The organism is Roseomonas sp. USHLN139 (assembly GCF_037145735.1).
In the GTDB taxonomy this organism is placed as follows: Bacteria; Pseudomonadota; Alphaproteobacteria; order Acetobacterales; family Acetobacteraceae; genus Pseudoroseomonas.
This window is the reverse complement of record NZ_JBBCWY010000004.1, coordinates 315,851-331,781: the sequence shown is the minus strand read 5'-3', so window position 1 is coordinate 331,781 and position 15,931 is coordinate 315,851. Positions and strand designations below refer to the sequence as shown.

The window sequence follows — 15,931 nt, the reverse complement described above, 5'->3', positions numbered from 1 at the left end:
GGGCTCAGCGCCCGGACATGATTCGCTCGACCAGCTGCCGCACCGTCGGGATGAAGCCGTTCGAGTAGAAGGGATCCTGCCCGAAGCGATAGGCATTGTGGCCGGCGAACATCAGGTTGTGCTCGACCTCGCCGTCATGGGCGATGTCCTGCAGCGTCTTCTGGATGCAGAAGGAGCGCGGATCGGCCTTCTTGCCGTTGGTGTAGTCCGGGCCGTGCTGCGTCCAGTTGCTGAACCGGCAATGGCTCAGGCAGCCCATGCAGTCGGTCTGGTCCTTCAGGATCTCGCGCGAATTCTCGGGCGTGACGAAGACCAGCGTGTTGTCCGGGGTGCGCAGCGCCTCGGTGAAGCCGGCCGCCTCCCAGCCATGCACCCGCTCCAGATCGCCGGGCGCCAGCCAGACCAGCCGCTTGCGCGGGCCGACGCCGTATTCGGCGGTGTGCTCGCCGACCGGCTCGGGGCTGACCGCCACCTGCCGCTCATTGCGGGCCTCGAGATCGCGCAGGAAGTCGTTGCGCACGGCCGAGGAATAGAAGCCGGTCGGCGAGAAGGGCTGCAGCAGCACGTCGCCGGGCTTCAGCGTCAGCAGGCGCTGCTTCCAGGCGTCGCTGATCGGGCTTTCCTTGGTCAGCAGCGGGCGGGTGCCGAACTGGAAGGCGATCGGACCCAGCTCCGGGTTGTCGATCCAGTCCTGCCATTCCTCCAGCCACCAGACGCCGCCGGCCATGATGATCGGCACGTCGTCCAGGCCGAACTGCCGCATCTGCTGGCGCAGCTTCAGCACCCGGTCATAGGGCGCCTCCGGCTTGTGCGGGTCCTCGGAATTGGACAACCCATTATGGCCGCCGGCCAGCCAGGGATCCTCGTAGACCACGCCGCCGAGCAGCTCGGAGACCTTGGAATAGCTGCGCTTCCACAGCGCCGTGAAGGCGCGGCCCGAGGAGACGATCGGGTAGTAGAAGACGCCGAACTCGCGGGCGATCTCGGCCAGCTTGTAGGGCATGCCGGCGCCGCAGGTGACGCCGTTGATCAGCCCCTTGGCGCCCTCGAGCACGCCGCGCAGGATCCGCTCGGCGCCGCCCATCTCCCACAGCACGTTGATGTGGATGCGGCCCTGGCCGTTGGCCCGCTCATAGGCCTCGCGCGCCTGGGTGATGCCGCCGGAGATGCCGTATTCGACCAGCTCCTCATGGCGGTCGCGGCGGGTGCGGCCATGATAGACCTGACGGATGACACGGCCTTCCGCGTCATAGCTGTCGGCATTGACGCCCGAGAAGGTGCCGACGCCGCCGGCGCCCGCCCACTCGCCACAGGAAGCTCCCGTGGACACGGCCACGCCCTTGCCGCCTTCGACGAGGGGAAGCACTTCCACCCCGCCCATCCGGATCGCGTTGATCGCCTTCACCGCAGCCTACCGTCCCCACAAATCGGTCATCACGAGACCGTCATATACTTGCTGGCATATAAACCCGCCGGAGCATCCTTCGATACCCCGGCGTGCATTCAGCGTCAGCGGCTGGGGCTCATCCCCATCGGAAGCTCAGGGCCCGACGCCGCGCCTGGCCCGCAGGCCAGGAACGCGGAGCTTCGGCCCCGGGCCTCGGCTCAGTCGCGGTCGCGGCGCGGACGGCGCTCGGACCGCTCGCGGCGGAACTCGCCCTCGCCTTCGCCACCCTCGCCGCCCTCGCGGGGCGGACGGCGGGCGCCGACCTGATCGCTGATATCGGCACCCGTGGCCTGATCGACAACCCGCATGGACAGCTTCACCTTGCCGCGGTCGTCAAAGCCCAGCACCTTCACCTTCACCTTGTCGCCCTGCTTGACGATGTCGGTGGTCTTGGCGACGCGCTCATTGGCCAGCTCGGAGATATGGACCAGGCCGTCCTTGGCGCCGAGGAAGTTCACGAAGGCGCCGAAATCGGCGGTCTTCACCACGGTGCCGTTGTAGATCGAGCCGATCTCGGCCTCGGCGGTGATGCCCTTGATGCGGTCGATCGCGGCCTGGGTCGCCTCGGGGCTGGTCGAGGCGATCTTGATCGTCCCGTCATCCTCGATGTCGATCTTGGTGCCGGTGGTCTCGACGATGTCGCGGATCACCTTGCCGCCGGTGCCGATCACTTCACGGATCTTGTCCTTGGGGACATTGATCACGGTGATCTTCGGCGCATTGGCGGCGACGTCGTTGCGGGCGCCGGTCAGGCCCTTGGCCATCTCGCCCAGGATGTGGAGACGGCCGCCCTTGGCCTGCTCCAGGGCGATCTTCATGATCTCCGGCGTGATGGAGGTGATCTTGATGTCCATCTGCAGGGCGGTGATGCCCTGCTCGGTGCCGGCCACCTTGAAGTCCATGTCGCCGAGGTGATCCTCGTCGCCCAGGATGTCGGAGAGGACGGCGAAGCCGCGCTCCTCCTTGATCAGGCCCATGGCGATGCCGGCGCAGGGGCGCTTCAGCGGCGCGCCGGCGTCCATCAGCGACAGCGAGGTGCCGCAGACGGTGGCCATCGAGGAGGAGCCGTTCGACTCGGTGATCTCGGAGACCACGCGCATCGTGTACGGGAAGGCGGTCTTCTCCGGCAGCAGCGGCTTGATCGCGCGCCAGGCCAGCTTGCCATGGCCGATCTCGCGGCGGCCGGGGCTGCCCATCCGGCCCGTCTCGTTCACCGAGTAGGGCGGGAAGTTGTAGTGCAGCATGAAGTTCTCGCGGTACTCGCCCGCGAGCTGGTCGATGATCTGCTCATCCTGGCCGGTGCCGAGCGTCGCGACGCAGAGCGCCTGGGTCTCGCCGCGGGTGAACAGCGCCGAGCCATGGGCACGCGGCAGCACGCCGGCCTCGGCCACGATCGGGCGGACCGTCTTGGTGTCGCGGCCGTCGATGCGCAGGCCGGTGTCCAGGATGGCGTTGCGGACGACGTCGGCCTCGAGCTCCTTCAGCAGGCCCTTGGCCAGCGCGGCCTCCTCCTCGGAGAGCTGCGCCAGGATCGCCTTCTTGGCCTCGCCCACCTTGCCCTGGCGGACCAGCTTCTGGGTCTCCTTGTAGGCCTCGGCGATCGGCGCGCTGCCGATCTTGGCCAGCTTGGCCTTCAGCGCGGCCACCGCCGGATCCTCCTCCGGCAGGGCCCAGGGCTCCTTCGCGGCCTTCTCGGCCAGCTCGATGATGCCCTCGATCACCGGCTGGAAGCCCTGGTGGCCGAAGGTCACGGCGCCGAGCATCACTTCCTCGGTCAGCTCATGCGCTTCCGACTCGACCATCAGCACGCCCTCGGCGGTGCCGGCGACGACCAGGTCGAGCTGGGTGTTCTTGATCTGCTCGAGCGTCGGGTTCAGCACGTACTGGCCGTCGATATAGGCGACGCGCGCCGCGGCGACCGGGCCGAAGAACGGAATGCCCGAGAGCGTCAGCGCCGCCGAGCAGCCGACGAGGGCGACGATGTCGGGGCTGTTCTCCATGTCATGCGACAGCACCGTCGCGATGACCTGGACCTCGTTGCGGAAGCCTTCCGGGAAGAGCGGGCGGATCGGGCGGTCGATCAGGCGGGAGATCAGCGTCTCCGCCTCCGACGGGCGCCCCTCGCGCTTGAAGAAGCCGCCCGGGATCTTGCCCGCGGCGAAGGCCTTCTCCTGGTAGTTGACGGTCAGCGGGAAGAAGTCCTGGCCGGGCTTCACGCTGCGGGCGCCGACCACGGTGCAGAGCACGATGGTGTCGCCGAGACGGGCCATCACCGCGCCATCGGCCTGGCGGGCGATCTTGCCCGTCTCCAGGGTCAGGGTCTTGCCGCCCCAGGCGATGTCCTTGCGGTAATAATGATCGAACATGCGAAATCCTTGGCATGGCGGCCCGCGGCGTCGCGCCTGCGGGCCCTGCGTCGCCCCCCGGCCCGGTGGCCGGCGGGGGTCCATCTTTCAGCGCGACGGGGGCTGCGATGCCAGACCGGGGTCCGTCCCCCTGAAGTGGAGAGGGGGTTCATCGGCGTCTCGGGCGGCATGGAGTGGCCGCGGCGTCAGGGGCCGCGGAACGCACCATGTGGCCGGAAACGCCGCCACGCGGCCCTGGAGAAAAGGGTCGCGCCCGGTGCAGCCTTCGTGCTCCCCGCCCGCCGGCGGGTCCAGGCCGGCCCGAATCGGGCCAACCCAGGCGGCGTTATGAACGCAGTCGCCCCCCGATGCCACGGAATTTTTTCGGGGTCCGGGGGCGTGGCTGGCCGCGCAAACGCATGAAAAAAGGGGCGGGACAAAAAAGGGGCGGGACCCTGCGGCCCCGCCCCTTTCCATTCCCGAGGCGCCGAAGCGGTCAGGCCGCGCTCTTCAGCGCCGCCGCCTTCACTTCCTCGCCGACCGCGCCGGCGAAGGTCTCGAAGTTCTTCTCGAACAGGCCGACCAGGTGGCTGGCGGTCTTGTCGTAGGCGGCCTTGTCGGCCCAGGCCTCGCGCGGGTTCAGCACCTCGGCCGGCACGCCGGGAACGTTTTGCGGCACGGCCAGGCCGAAGAACGGGTCGGTCGCGAACTCGGCATTCGCCAGGCTGCCGTCGAGCGCCGCGCGCAGCAGGGCGCGGGTGTGCTTGATCGACATGCGGTGGCCGGTGCCGTAGCTGCCGCCGGTCCAGCCGGTGTTCACCAGCCAGACCTGGGCGCCATGCTTGCCGATCAGCTCGGCCAGCATCTTGCCATAGACTTCCGGATGGCGTGGCAGGAAGGGGGCGCCGAAGCAGGTCGAGAAGGTGGCCTGCGGCTCCTTGCCCAGGCCCTTTTCGGTGCCGGCGACCTTGGCGGTGTAGCCCGACATGAAGTGGTACATCGCCTGCGCCGGGGTCAGCCGGGCGATCGGGGGCAGCACGCCGAAGGCATCGGCCGTCAGCATCACCACGTTTTTCGGCAGGCCGGCGACGCCGCCCGGCGCGGTGCCGGGGATGAACTCGATCGGGTAGCAGGACCGGGTGTTCTCGGTCAGGCTGCCATCGTCGAGGTTCAGGTTGCCGCGCTCATCGGCGATGACGTTCTCGAGCACCGCGCCGAAACGATGGGAAGCGTTCCAGATCTGCGGCTCGGCCTCCTGGCTGAGCTTGATGACCTTGGCGTAGCAGCCGCCCTCGAAGTTGAAGACGCCCTTGTCCGACCAGCCATGCTCGTCGTCGCCGATCAGCGCGCGCTCCGGGTCGGAGGAGAGCGTGGTCTTGCCGGTGCCCGACAGGCCGAAGAACAGCGCGGTGTCGCCATCCTTGCCCACGTTCGCCGAGCAGTGCATCGGCAGCACGCCCTTGGCCGGCAGCAGCCAGTTCATGACGGTGAAGATCGACTTCTTGATCTCGCCGGCATAGCTGGTGCCGGCGATGGCGATGATCTTCCTGGCGAAGGACAGCGCGATCAGCGTGGTCGAGTTCGGCCGCCCGCCATGCTCCGGCTTCGCCTCCATCTCCGGCGCGTGCAGGATGGTGAAGTCCGGGGTGAAGGAGGCCAGCTCCTCGGCCGCCGGGCGGATGAACATGTTGCGCGCGAAGAGGGCGTGCCAGGCATTGGTGGTCACCAGCCGCACCTTGATGCGGTAGGCCGGGTCGGCGCCGGCATAGAGATCCTGGGTGAACAGCACCTCGCGCTGGCCGAGCCAGGCGCGCACATCGGCGGTGAAGGTCTCGAACTTCGCCGGCTCGAGCTTCTGGTTGACCTTGCCCCACCAGATCTCCTTCGAGACCTCCGGGTCATCGGCCACGAACTTGTCCTGCACGGAGCGCCCGGTGTGCTGCCCGGTCACCGCGATGAAGGCGCCATCGGCCGAGAGACGGCCCTCGCCCCGGGCCAGCGCCTGGGCATAGAGACCGGCGGCGGTCAGGTTGGCGTGCAGCGTGGCGGCGGCGGTGACGCCGGTCCCGGCGAGGGCGGACACGGCATTCGGCGATGTCATCAGACGATGTGCTCCGAGCAGGGCGCTTATCCTCCGGCGGGAAGCCGCCGGGGCAGTAGCCTTGGGGAAAACCCGGTCGGCCGGCGCATCGCGTACCGGGTACCTCATGCGCCGAAAGCCGGGGTCAGCGTGAACTTATGCCGCCGCTCGCCCGCCGGTCAACGTAAGTGTTGTCGTCATATTATACGACAATAGAGCCCTGCTAGGCCATTCTTTTGCCTCAATCTTCGCCGGCCGCCCGCGCCGCCCGGGCGGCCGCGACCAGGGCCTGGCGCACGCCGCTTGCATCCGCCGCAGGTGCCGCGAAATCCAGCCGGCAGCGTTCGGCGCCGCGCGAGAAAAGGCAGCCATCGACATCGACCGCCAGCATCCGCCAGCCCTCCGCCCCGGCGGCGGGCGCCTGGCCGAGCAGGCGGGTGGCAATGATTTCAACCGCCTCCACGTGATCGTCGTTCATGTGGGCGATGATGGCGGGGGCGGCGGCCGCCACCGCCGCCACCGCGCCAGGGTCCGGCCGCAGCTCGGATCCCTTCAGCCGGGCGGCCGCGGCGAAGCCGCCGACCAGCTGCGCCGCCTGCGGCAGGATGCGCCAGAGGGAAAAATCGCCGAAGCCGGCATAGGCCTCGGCATAGGGGTGGTGGGCCAGCCACCAGGCCTTCAGCGCCCCCTCCTCGCCCTCTTCCACCGGCGCCGCCAGCCCGGTCACGGTTACGCGAGGCGCCGTCTGCGGATTCTCGCCCGTGGCCTCGCCCTGCACCATCAGCGCGCAGCGCGGCTCGGCGGCCAGTTGCCGGGCATGCTCCGACAGCCGCGACAGCCAGAGCAGCACGGACAGGTCCGGCGCCATGGCCGGCGTCACCAGGGCGGCATAGGGCTGCCCGTCGCGCTGCGTCGCCAGCACCCCCTGGCGCGCGCCGCGCAGCAGGGCGCGCACCTGGCGCGCCGCTTCCACCTTGTCCATCGGCGATCCTGTCCTCTATGCCCTCTGGCGGCCCGGCTCGTGCCACAATCCCTTGGCAGGACGGGTCCAGGACGCCCCAGGAGCCAGCCCCCCCATGCCTGCCACGATTGCCCTGGTCGATGACGACCGCAACATCCTGACCTCCGTCTCCATGACGCTGGAGCAGGAGGGCTTCCAGGTGCGCACCTATACCGATGGCGAGAGCGCGCTGCAGGGGCTGCTGTCGCGCCCCGCCGACCTCGCCGTGCTGGACATCAAGATGCCGCGGATGGACGGGATGGAGCTGCTGCAGCGGCTGCGCCAGCGCTCCACCATGCCGGTCATTTTTCTCACGTCGAAGGACGAGGAGCTGGACCAGCTGATGGGTCTTCGGCTGGGCGCCGATGACTATATCACCAAGCCGTTCAGCCAGCGGCTGCTGCTGGAGCGCATCCGCGCCCTGCTGCGCCGCAACGAGGCCAGCCGCGCCGAGGGCTCCGGCGCGCCGCCGTCGGGCATCATCACCCGCGGCGACCTGACGCTGGACGAGACCAAGCACACCTGCCTGTGGAAGGGCCAGCCGGTGCAGCTGACGGTCACCGAGTTCCTGCTGGTCAAGACGCTCGCCCAGCGCCCCGGCATGGTGAAGAACCGCGACCAGCTGATCGACGCGGCCTATGGCGAGGCGATCTATGTGGACGACCGCACCATCGACAGCCATGTGAAGCGGGTGCGCAAGAAGTTCCGCGCCGTGGACGACGACTTCTCGATGATCGAGACGCTCTACGGCATCGGCTACCGCTACAAGGAGGCCTGATGCCCGACGCCAGCGGAAGGGCCGCCACCGCCGTCCTGCCGCAGCCCGCCGCGCCGAAGCGGCGGGTGTCGCCGCTGCTGCGCCGCATCCTGCTGCTGAACATGCTGGCCCCCGCCCTGCTGGCGGCGGCGCTGCTCTATCTCGACCAGTACCAGAACGGGCTGCTCTCGGCCGAGGTCGAGGCGCTGCGCACCCAGGCCCGCATCTATGCCGGCGGCATCGCCGAGGCCGCCGTCCGCCTGCAGGACGACCGCGCTGTCCTGGTCCCCGACACCGCCCGCCCGCTGCTGCGCCGCCTGGTCGAGCCCTCGCCCAACACCCAGGCCAAGCTGTTCGACAGCACCGGCCTGCTGGTCGCCGACAGCCGCGTCCGCGAGGGCCAGGGCGGCGCCATCGTCACCGAGCCGCTGGCGCCGCCGGAGCCACGCGGCGCGCTGGCCGGCACCATCGGCGGCCTCTACGACCGCATTCTTGCTCTATTGCCGCGCTCCGTTTACGGACCGCGCAGCGCTGACGACGAGGTCTTCGTCGATGTCGGCCCCGACGCGCCCTCCTTCGACTGGCAGCCCGCCCTCGGCCCCGACCGGCGGGAGGAGCTGCGCCTCGCCCTCGAAGGCGGCGTCCGCCCCTATATCCGCCGCACCCGCGAAGGCCGCCTGCTGGTCTCGGTCGCCGAGCCGGCCCGCCGCGGCAGCCAGTCGGTCGGCATCGTGCTGCTGACCCGCGAGGCGCGCCAAGTCGATGAGCGGCTCCTCGAGATCCGCTCCTCCGTCCTGGTGCTGTTCCTGCTGGCGCTGCTGCTGACCGTCGCCGCCTCGCTCTTCCTCTCGCGCACCATCGCCTCGCCGATCCTGGCGCTGGCGGGGGCGGCGGTGGCCATGCGCCAGGGCAAGGGCCGCGCCGGCTCCGTGCCCCCGGCCCTGCTGTCGCGCGAGGACGAGATCGGCATCCTCGCCCGCGACCTGCAGTCGTCGGCCACCGCGCTCTGGGCCCGCATCGACCAGAACGAGCGATTCGCGGCGGATGTGGCGCATGAGCTGCGCAACCCGCTGACCAGCGTCCGCTCGGCCATCGAGACGCTGCGCCGCATCGAGAACCCGGTGCACCAGAAGCGCCTGCTCGACATCATCGCCGACGACGCGGTGCGCATGGACCGGCTGATCGGCGACATCGCCGACAGCTCCCGCGTCGATGCCGAGCTGTCGCGCACCGCCTCCGAGCCGGTCGACATCGCCCCCATCCTCTCGGCGCTGACCGAGCTGCACAACACCACCCGCGACGAGGACGACCCGCTGGTCGAGCTCGACCTCGCCCCCGGCCCGCTGGTGGTGCGCGGCGTCGAGGGCCGGCTGGTGCAGGTCTTCCGCAACCTGCTGGGCAACGCCATCTCCTTCTCGCCCGAGCGCGGCCGGGTCTGGATGCGCGCCCGCCCGACCGGGGCGATGCTGGAATTCACCGTCGAGGACGAAGGCCCCGGCATCCCCGAGGCCAAGCTCGAAGGCATTTTTGCCCGTTTCTACAGCGAGCGCCCGAGCGGCGAAGAGTTCGGCCAGCATTCCGGCCTCGGCCTCTCCATCAGCCGGCAGATCGTCGAAGGCCTCGGCGGGCGGATCGCCGCCGAGAACCGCCGCGACGAATCGGGCAAGGTCACCGGGGCGCGCTTCGTCGTGCGGCTGCCGATCAACTGAGAGGGGCTCCGCCCCTCCCAGACCCTCCCCGCCAGGAACCTTGTGAAACCTGCAGGTTTCACCCTGGACCTCCCTTCAGACCACCGAGCCGGGATCGGTGTTCGCGCCACAGACGACAACGCCAATACGGGCGCCCGGCGGCGGCACGAAGGCCCCGCACAGCAGGGCAGCCAGCGCCGTCGCCCCGCCGGGCTCGGTCACCACCCGGCAGGCTTCCCACAGCGTCTGCTGCGCGACGCGGATCGCCGCATCCGGCACCAGCAGCGCATGGCCGATGCTGCGCCGCGCCACCTCGAAGCTCAACCGGCCGATCTGCCGCGCGCCCAGGCTGTCGGCAGCGACACCGCCGACCTCGACCGGCACCGGCCGGCCCTCGCGCAGCGCGGTGAACAGTGTCGGACACCCCTCGGGCTCGACCGAGACCACCTCGACCGACTCGCCATAGAAGGCGGCGACGCCGCCGATCAGCCCGCCGCCGCCGGTCGCCACCAGCACATGGGTCAGCGCCGGCGCCTGCTCGGACAGTTCCAGCGCCAGCGTTCCCTGCCCGGCCAGCACCTCGGCCTGGTCATAGGCATGCACCATCAGCGCGCCGGTCTCGGCCGCACGGGCCTCGCAGGCCTGCCGCGCCTCGTCATAGCTGGCGCCGCCCTGCACCAGCGTCGCGCCATAGCCGCGGATCCGCGCGACCTTGGCCGGCCCGGTGATCTCGGGCACGAAGATCTCGGCCTTCACCCCCAGCGCCTGGGCGGCATAGGCCACCGCCGCGCCGTGATTGCCGCCCGAGGCCGCGATCACCCCCGCCGCCGGCAGGCTGCCGGCCGAGAGCATCCGGTTGAACGCCCCGCGCGGCTTGAAGGAGCCGGTCGCCTGCAACAGCTCCAGCTTCAGCAGCACCGGGCCGATGGCGGGCGCCAGGCCCAGATCGCCGGGCGCCAGCGTCATCACCGGCGTGCGGCGGATCCAGGGAGCGATTCGGGCGGCGGCGGCACGGATGGCCGCGGCGTCGGGCGGGGTGCTTGGCAGGTCAGCGCTCATGCGCCAACCCTGGCACCGGCCCCGGCGCCCGGCAACCGGAGCCGTGGCCGCCCGCCGCCGGCAGGCCTGAACCCAGGGCTGGAAAGGCCGTGCCGCGGCGCAACCGGGGGTCGCCGGGCCGGGTGGCTTTCACAGCCGCCCCGATCCTGCCATATTTCAGCGGATTTCAGAGTCTCCACCCCCCCGATGGGAGCCCTGGCCGAGTGATCATGCTGCACGGCAGTGCCGCCGCGCTGGATGGCGAGGGCGTCCTCCTCCTGGGCGCCCCCGGCGCCGGCAAGTCCGACCTGCTGCTGCGCCTGGTGCAGCGCGGCTGGCGGCTGGTGGCCGACGACCAGGTGGCGGTGGCCCCGCGCGACGGCGGCGTCGAGGCCAGCGCGCCGGCGGCGCTGGCCGGCCTGCTGGAGGTGCGCGGCCTCGGCATCTTCGAGGGGCTGGCGCATGCCCCCGCCCCGCTCCGCCTGGTGGTCGAGCTGGCGCCGCGCGCCGACATCCCCCGCCTGCCGCTGCCGCGCAGCCTGACCGTCGCCGGCCTCGCCCTGCCCTGCGTCGCGCTGCACGGCTTCGACGCCTCCGCGCCGGACAAGCTGGCCTGGGCGCTGGCCGCCAGCCGCTGCCGCCTGCGCCAGCGCGCCGGAGCCTTCGCGGCATGAGGGCCTTCGCGGCGTGACCCCCCTTCCCGAGTCGCCGCCGGCCCGCGACGGCGCGCGGCCGTTTGTCGCGCCGGAAGGCGCGCGGCCGTTTGTCGTGGTCACCGGCCTGTCCGGCGCCGGCAAGGCCTCGATCCTGCGCATGCTTGAGGACCTCGGCTTCGAGAGCATCGACAACCCGCCGCTGGCGGTGCTGGAGGAGCTGGTGCGCGACGGCGGCCATGTGCCGCTGGCGGTCGGCCTCGACGCCCGCACCCGCGGCTTCGACGCGCTGGCGCTGCTGCAGCGAATCGCGCGCCTGCGCACCTTGCCGGGGCTGGCCCCCGAGCTCATCTATGTGACCGCCGAACCCGCCGTGCTGATGCGCCGCTTCTCGGAGACGCGGCGGCGCCATCCGCTGGCCCCGGGCGGTTCGCTGGGCGGCTCGGTCGCCGACGGCATCGCCCGCGAGGAGGCGCTGCTGGCGCCGCTGCGCGATGCCGCCGATGCGCTGATCGACACCACCGAGCTGCCCCTGCCGGAGCTGCGCCGCCAGATCGAGCGCCGCTTCCGGGTGGCGGAGGGGCCCGAGGGGATGGCGGTCGCGGTGCTGTCCTTCGCCTTCCCGCGCGGCCTGCCGCGCGAGGCCGACCTGGTCTTCGATCTGCGCTTCCTGCGCAATCCGCATTATGATCCGGCGCTGCGGCCGCAGACCGGACGGGATCCGGCGGTGGCCGGCTTCATCAGGGCGGATGCGGAGTTCGGTCCATTCTGGCAGCGCATGACGGCGCTGCTGGACCCGCTGTTGCCCCGCTATGCGGCAGAGGGCAAGAAATACCTGACCGTCGCCCTGGGCTGCACGGGCGGGAAGCACCGCTCGGTGCTGCTGGCCGAGATGCTGGCCGAGCATCTCGCCGGGCAGGGATGGCGGATCGACCTCCGCCACCGCGAGCTGGCTGCCGCCGAGCGGGTCCTGACCGGACCCCCGGCCGTGGATCCCGTCGCGGTCGCGGCGGGGACGGGCGCCACCGGGCCTTCCGGTGGCGTTGTCGGGACGACGGACGTGACGATCGGGCAGGACGCCCAGGCTGAGCAGCGCGGGCAGGATGCCCATGCTGGAGATCGCGGGCCGGAAGCCCGTGCCGGCGCCGTGGCGCCGCTCCCTCATCCGGGTCGGGAGGACCCTTCTTGCACACTGTGATGGCGTATTCCTGATGATCGGACTGGTGCTGGTCAGCCACGGCCGCCTGGCCGAGGAGTTCCGCCTGGCGATGGAGCATGTCGTGGGGCCGCAGGCCCAGGTCGCGACCGTCTGCATCGGCCCTGAGGACGACATGGACGGCCGCAAGCGCGACATCCTGGCCCAGGTGGCCGCGGTGGACAGCGGCGACGGGGTGGTGCTGCTGACCGACATGTTCGGCGGCACGCCCTCCAACCTGGCGACCGCCGTCGCGCAGGACGGCACGGCCGCCGGCGGCGCCATCGAGGTGATCGCCGGCGTCAACCTGCCGATGCTGGTCAAGCTGGCCCGCATCCGCGGCGCCGAGCCGCTCGGCCCGACGGTCGAGCACGCCATGCGCGCCGGCCGCCACTATATCGCCTGCGCCACCCCGACCCGTTGCGCGCCGCCGGCCGAGGTGGTGCTGCAATGCGTGCAGAAGACCGGCTGACCCCGGCCTTCTGAGCAGGCGGGGCTGGAAAACCGGCCGGGCCCGCCAGATATGGAAAAATATGGCACAGGCACAGCCGGCGGGACGCATCCCCGCGGCCGGCCTGCCATAATCCTGGCCTGCCATAATCCCGGCACTTTGCCCGATGATTCTCGCAGCGGTACCGGGATCCGGGGACCAGACCAGGCTGCCGCGCCCTCGCGCCGCGGCGGCCGCAGCAGAAGGGCGAGACGATGCGCCTTGACCAGAGCGGCCTGCTTTACTGGCGCGGCCCCGCGCCGGCCGCGCCTTCCGACGCCTTCGGCTCGGCCGGGCCGGCGGAGTCCGTCGACGCGGCGGCGGCCAACCCGCTGGTGCTGCGCAGCAGCATCCGCATCATCAACAGCCGCGGCCTGCATGCCCGCGCCGCCGCCAAGCTGGTCTCGCTGGCCGAGCGTTTTTCCGCCTGCGTCACCGTCTCGCGCGATGGCCAGAAGGTGCCTGCCTGCTCCATCATGGGGCTGATGATGCTGGGCGCCGGCAAGGGCAGCGAGGTCGTGGTGGAAGCCGAAGGGTGGGATGCCAGAGAGGCGCTCGATGCGGTGGCCGGCCTGATCGAGGCCGGTTTCCATGAAGACTGACAAGAGCGCCGCGAAGGAAAAGGCGGAGGCCCGCGCCGAGGCCGAGACGCTGAAGGCCGAGGTGCTGCGCGCTGGCGAGAAGGAGCCGCGCCGCAAGGGCAAGACGCGCGAGGTCGTGATCCGTGGCATCCCGGTCAGCCATGGCGTGGCGATCGGCGCCGTCTACGACACCTCGGAGGAGCCGACGCTGGCGCCGCGCCGCCAGGTCGAGACGGCCCAGGTCGAGGATGAGCGCGCCCGGCTGAACGCCGCGGCCAGCGCCAGCCGCAAGCAGGTCGGCAAGCTGAAGGCCCGCCTCGGTGTGCTGCCGGAGGAGGCGCAGGAGGAGCTGGCGCCGCTGCTCGACGCCTATGCCATGATGCTGGGCGACAGCCGCCTGCTGCGCGGCGCCCGCCGCCGCATCGGCGAGGAGCTGCTGGCCGCCGAGACCGCTGTGCAGGACGAGGCCGAGGCCATCGCCGCCGTCATCCTGGCCGCCAAGGACGACGACAAGGCCGGGCTGCGGCGCCGCGCCGGCGAGGTGCGCGAGATCGCCCGCCGCCTGACCCGCAACCTGACCGCGACGCCCTTCCGCAGCCTGAAGGGCGTCCCCCAGGGCGCCATCCTGGTGGCCGAGGAGCTGACCCCGGCCGATGCCGCGCTGCTCGACCCCGCCCGCATCGCCGGCGTCGCCACCGAGGAGGGCGGCGCCGACGGCCATACCGGCATCATGCTGCGGGCGCTGGGCATCCCCTCGGTGCTGGGCTGCCCCGGCCTGACCGAGGCCGCGGCGCGCGGCGACGAGGCGGTCCTCGACGGCAGCGCCGGCACCATCGTGCTGCGTCCCGGCCCGGCCTCGATGGAGGCCGGGCGCGAGGCGCTGGCCGCCTATGCCAAGGAGAAGACCCGGCTCGGCAAGCTGCGCCGCCTGCCCTCGATCACGCTGGATGGCGAGGAGGTGGAGCTGCAGGCCAATCTGGAGATCCCGGCCGAGCTGCCGCTGATCGCCCAGGCCGGCGCCCAGGGCATCGGCCTGCTGCGCACCGAGTTCCTGTTCATGAACCGCGAGGATCTTCCCGACGAGGACGCGCAGTTCCACGCCTACAGCCAGATCGTCGGGCCGCTCGCCGGCGACCAGGTGACCATCCGCGTGCTCGACTGGGGCGGCGAGAAGGACATCGAGGCACTGGCCGAGGGCATCGAGCCCTATCATGCCGGGCCCAACCCGGCGCTCGGCCTGCGCGGCATCCGCATGCTGCTGAAGCGGCCCGAGCTGCTGGAGGCGCAGTTCGCCGCCATCCTGCGCGTCGCGGCGCAGGGGCCGGTGCGCATCCTGCTGCCGATGGTGACCATCCCGGCCGAGGTCGCCCAGGCGCGCGAGATCTATGAGCGCGTCGCCCGCCGGCTGCGCCGCAAGGGCGTGCCGCTGCCGGACAAGCTGCCCCCGCTCGGCGCCATGATCGAGACGCCGGGCGCCGCGCTGGCGGCGGACGCCATCGCGCTGGAGGCGGATTTCTTCGCCATCGGCACCAATGACCTGGCGATGTACACGCTGGCCGTCGACCGCGCCGAGGCGGAGGTCGCGCATCTCTACGACCCGCTGCACCCGGCGGTGCTGCGGCTGGTGCAGTTCGCCACGGAAGCGGCGCTGCGGCTGCGCATGCCGGTCTCGGTCTGCGGCGAGATGGCGGGCAATCCGCGGCTGGTGCCGCTGCTGCTGGGCCTGGGCATCCGCACGCTGTCGATGAATGCCAGCGCCATCCCGCGGGTGAAGCAGGTGGTGCGCACGCTGCAGATCGACGACTGCGCCCGCTTCGCCCGCCGCGTCATGGAGCAGAGCGACCCGAAGCGCATCCAGGAGCTGGTGATGGCCTTCGGCGAGCCGGCCGCGGCCCGGGACTAGCATCGCCTCCTTGCGGTTTCGCACCGGGCTGGCAAGCTCCCGGTGCAGACCGGGAGCTTCTTGCGATGTCCGACGCGGCCACCACCGAGAGCCCTGCGCAGGCGCTGATGCAGCGCCTGTTCGGCGAGGATCTCTATGCCGGCTTCACGCCGGAGTTGCCGCAGGACCTGCAGGGCTGGAACAGCACCCATCCGACGCTGGCCCGCCTGGTGCAGGAGGTGCGGCCGAAGACCATCATCGATGTCGGGGTCTGGAAGGGCGCCTCGGTGGCCTTCTTCTGCAAGGCGCTGCAGAAGCACGCCCTGCCCGGCGCGGTGATCGCGGTCGACACCTTCCTGGGCAGCCCGGAGCACTGGAACCGCGAGCGGGCGGACAACATTTTTGCTTCATTGCGGCTACGGCATGGGATGCCAGGGCTCTACTGGCAGTTCCTCAGCAACATGGCGCATCTGGGGCTGCAGGACCAGGTGGTGCCGCTGGCGCAGACCAGCGAGAACGCCGCCGTAATACTGCAGCGGCTGCGGGTCAAGGCCGAGCTGATCCATATCGACGCGGCGCATGAATACGAGCCGGTGCTGCGCGACGCCCGCCGCTTCTGGGCGCTGCTGGCGCCGGGCGGCGTGCTGGTCGGCGACGACTTCCCCTGGCCGGGAGTGGCCAAGGCGGCGCAGGAATTCGCCGCCGAGATCGGCCAGGAGCTGGTGGTCGAAAGCCCGAAATGGATCCTGCGCAAGCCGCCGCGGCAGTGAGGCGG

Annotated in this window: 13 protein-coding genes; 8 read left to right on the top strand and 5 right to left on the bottom strand. The window is 71.1% G+C overall.

Going from position 1 to position 15,931, the window contains the following annotated elements; translation table 11 throughout:
• Nucleotides 1-4 precede the first annotated feature (4 nt).
• The 4 genes from WFI16_RS14340 to WFI16_RS14325 all read right to left on the bottom strand — a co-directional run bounded on the left by WFI16_RS14340 (nucleotide 5) and on the right by WFI16_RS14325 (nucleotide 6,854).
• The gene (locus WFI16_RS14340) at nucleotides 5-1,405 is read right to left on the bottom strand and encodes an NAD(P)H-dependent flavin oxidoreductase (protein ID WP_419898489.1); all 1,401 of its coding nucleotides are present in this window, start codon (nucleotides 1,403-1,405) and stop codon (nucleotides 5-7) included.
• Nucleotides 1,406-1,605: 200 nt separating this feature from the next.
• Entirely contained in the window at nucleotides 1,606-3,813 is a 2,208-nt protein-coding gene (gene pnp / locus WFI16_RS14335) for a polyribonucleotide nucleotidyltransferase (protein ID WP_419898488.1), read from the bottom strand.
• A 475-nt stretch (nucleotides 3,814-4,288) separates the two neighbouring features.
• Nucleotides 4,289-5,893 (bottom strand): phosphoenolpyruvate carboxykinase, encoded by a 1,605-nt coding sequence (locus WFI16_RS14330; protein WP_419898487.1) that lies wholly within the window; start codon nucleotides 5,891-5,893, stop codon nucleotides 4,289-4,291.
• 220 nt (nucleotides 5,894-6,113) lie between these two features.
• Entirely contained in the window at nucleotides 6,114-6,854 is a 741-nt protein-coding gene (locus tag WFI16_RS14325) for a HugZ family pyridoxamine 5'-phosphate oxidase (protein ID WP_419898486.1), read from the bottom strand.
• 94 nt (nucleotides 6,855-6,948) lie between these two features.
• Between WFI16_RS14325 and WFI16_RS14320 the strand changes: the two genes are divergently transcribed.
• A complete protein-coding gene (locus WFI16_RS14320; protein ID WP_419898485.1) occupies nucleotides 6,949-7,650 on the top strand; it encodes a response regulator transcription factor in 702 nt (233 codons plus the stop codon).
• Nucleotides 7,650-9,338, top strand: coding sequence for a sensor histidine kinase (locus tag WFI16_RS14315; protein WP_419898484.1), 1,689 nt, complete (start codon nucleotides 7,650-7,652; stop codon nucleotides 9,336-9,338). Before WFI16_RS14320 ends, WFI16_RS14315 begins: the two co-directional genes overlap by 1 nt.
• Before the next feature lie 75 nt (nucleotides 9,339-9,413).
• Here the strand turns inward: WFI16_RS14315 and WFI16_RS14310 are convergent, their stop codons facing one another.
• Nucleotides 9,414-10,376 (bottom strand): threonine/serine dehydratase, encoded by a 963-nt coding sequence (locus WFI16_RS14310; RefSeq protein ID WP_419898483.1) that lies wholly within the window; start codon nucleotides 10,374-10,376, stop codon nucleotides 9,414-9,416.
• A gap of 209 nt (nucleotides 10,377-10,585) precedes the next feature.
• Here WFI16_RS14310 and WFI16_RS14305 point away from each other — a divergent pair, with 209 nt between their 5' ends.
• The 6 genes from WFI16_RS14305 to WFI16_RS14280 all read left to right on the top strand — a co-directional run bounded on the left by WFI16_RS14305 (nucleotide 10,586) and on the right by WFI16_RS14280 (nucleotide 15,926).
• Nucleotides 10,586-11,029, top strand: a complete 444-nt coding sequence (locus WFI16_RS14305) for an HPr kinase/phosphorylase (RefSeq protein WP_419898610.1) — start codon at nucleotides 10,586-10,588, stop codon at nucleotides 11,027-11,029.
• 13 nt (nucleotides 11,030-11,042) lie between these two features.
• A complete protein-coding gene (gene rapZ, locus WFI16_RS14300) occupies nucleotides 11,043-12,206 on the top strand; it encodes an RNase adapter RapZ (RefSeq protein WP_419898482.1) in 1,164 nt (387 codons plus the stop codon).
• A 13-nt stretch (nucleotides 12,207-12,219) separates the two neighbouring features.
• Nucleotides 12,220-12,675 carry a PTS sugar transporter subunit IIA gene (locus tag WFI16_RS14295; protein ID WP_419898481.1) on the top strand — a complete coding sequence of 152 codons (456 nt, stop codon included), beginning with the start codon at nucleotides 12,220-12,222 and terminating at the stop codon, nucleotides 12,673-12,675.
• 233 nt (nucleotides 12,676-12,908) lie between these two features.
• Entirely contained in the window at nucleotides 12,909-13,295 is a 387-nt protein-coding gene (locus tag WFI16_RS14290) for an HPr family phosphocarrier protein (protein ID WP_442970693.1), read from the top strand.
• Nucleotides 13,285-15,177, top strand: a complete 1,893-nt coding sequence (gene ptsP, locus WFI16_RS14285) for a phosphoenolpyruvate--protein phosphotransferase (RefSeq protein WP_419898480.1) — start codon at nucleotides 13,285-13,287, stop codon at nucleotides 15,175-15,177. Before WFI16_RS14290 ends, ptsP begins: the two co-directional genes overlap by 11 nt.
• 65 nt (nucleotides 15,178-15,242) lie before the next feature.
• Entirely contained in the window at nucleotides 15,243-15,926 is a 684-nt protein-coding gene (locus WFI16_RS14280; RefSeq protein ID WP_419898479.1) for a class I SAM-dependent methyltransferase, read from the top strand.
• Nucleotides 15,927-15,931: the final 5 nt, after the last annotated feature.

Excerpts from the sequence above, each read along its gene's own strand:
- WFI16_RS14280 (WP_419898479.1), top strand. The coding sequence starts at position 15,243 with ATGTCCGACGCGGCCACCACCGAGAGCCCTGCGCAGGCGCTGATGCAG.
- WFI16_RS14295 (WP_419898481.1), top strand. The coding sequence starts at position 12,220 with ATGATCGGACTGGTGCTGGTCAGCCACGGCCGCCTGGCCGAGGAGTTC.
- WFI16_RS14310 (WP_419898483.1), bottom strand. The coding sequence starts at position 10,376 with ATGAGCGCTGACCTGCCAAGCACCCCGCCCGACGCCGCGGCCATCCGT.
- WFI16_RS14290 (WP_442970693.1), top strand. The coding sequence starts at position 12,909 with ATGCGCCTTGACCAGAGCGGCCTGCTTTACTGGCGCGGCCCCGCGCCG.
- WFI16_RS14305 (WP_419898610.1), top strand. The coding sequence starts at position 10,586 with ATGCTGCACGGCAGTGCCGCCGCGCTGGATGGCGAGGGCGTCCTCCTC.
- WFI16_RS14325 (WP_419898486.1), bottom strand. The coding sequence starts at position 6,854 with ATGGACAAGGTGGAAGCGGCGCGCCAGGTGCGCGCCCTGCTGCGCGGC.
- WFI16_RS14320 (WP_419898485.1), top strand. The coding sequence starts at position 6,949 with ATGCCTGCCACGATTGCCCTGGTCGATGACGACCGCAACATCCTGACC.
- WFI16_RS14315 (WP_419898484.1), top strand. The coding sequence starts at position 7,650 with ATGCCCGACGCCAGCGGAAGGGCCGCCACCGCCGTCCTGCCGCAGCCC.
- ptsP (WP_419898480.1), top strand. The coding sequence starts at position 13,285 with ATGAAGACTGACAAGAGCGCCGCGAAGGAAAAGGCGGAGGCCCGCGCC.
- WFI16_RS14330 (WP_419898487.1), bottom strand. The coding sequence starts at position 5,893 with ATGACATCGCCGAATGCCGTGTCCGCCCTCGCCGGGACCGGCGTCACC.
- pnp (WP_419898488.1), bottom strand. The coding sequence starts at position 3,813 with ATGTTCGATCATTATTACCGCAAGGACATCGCCTGGGGCGGCAAGACC.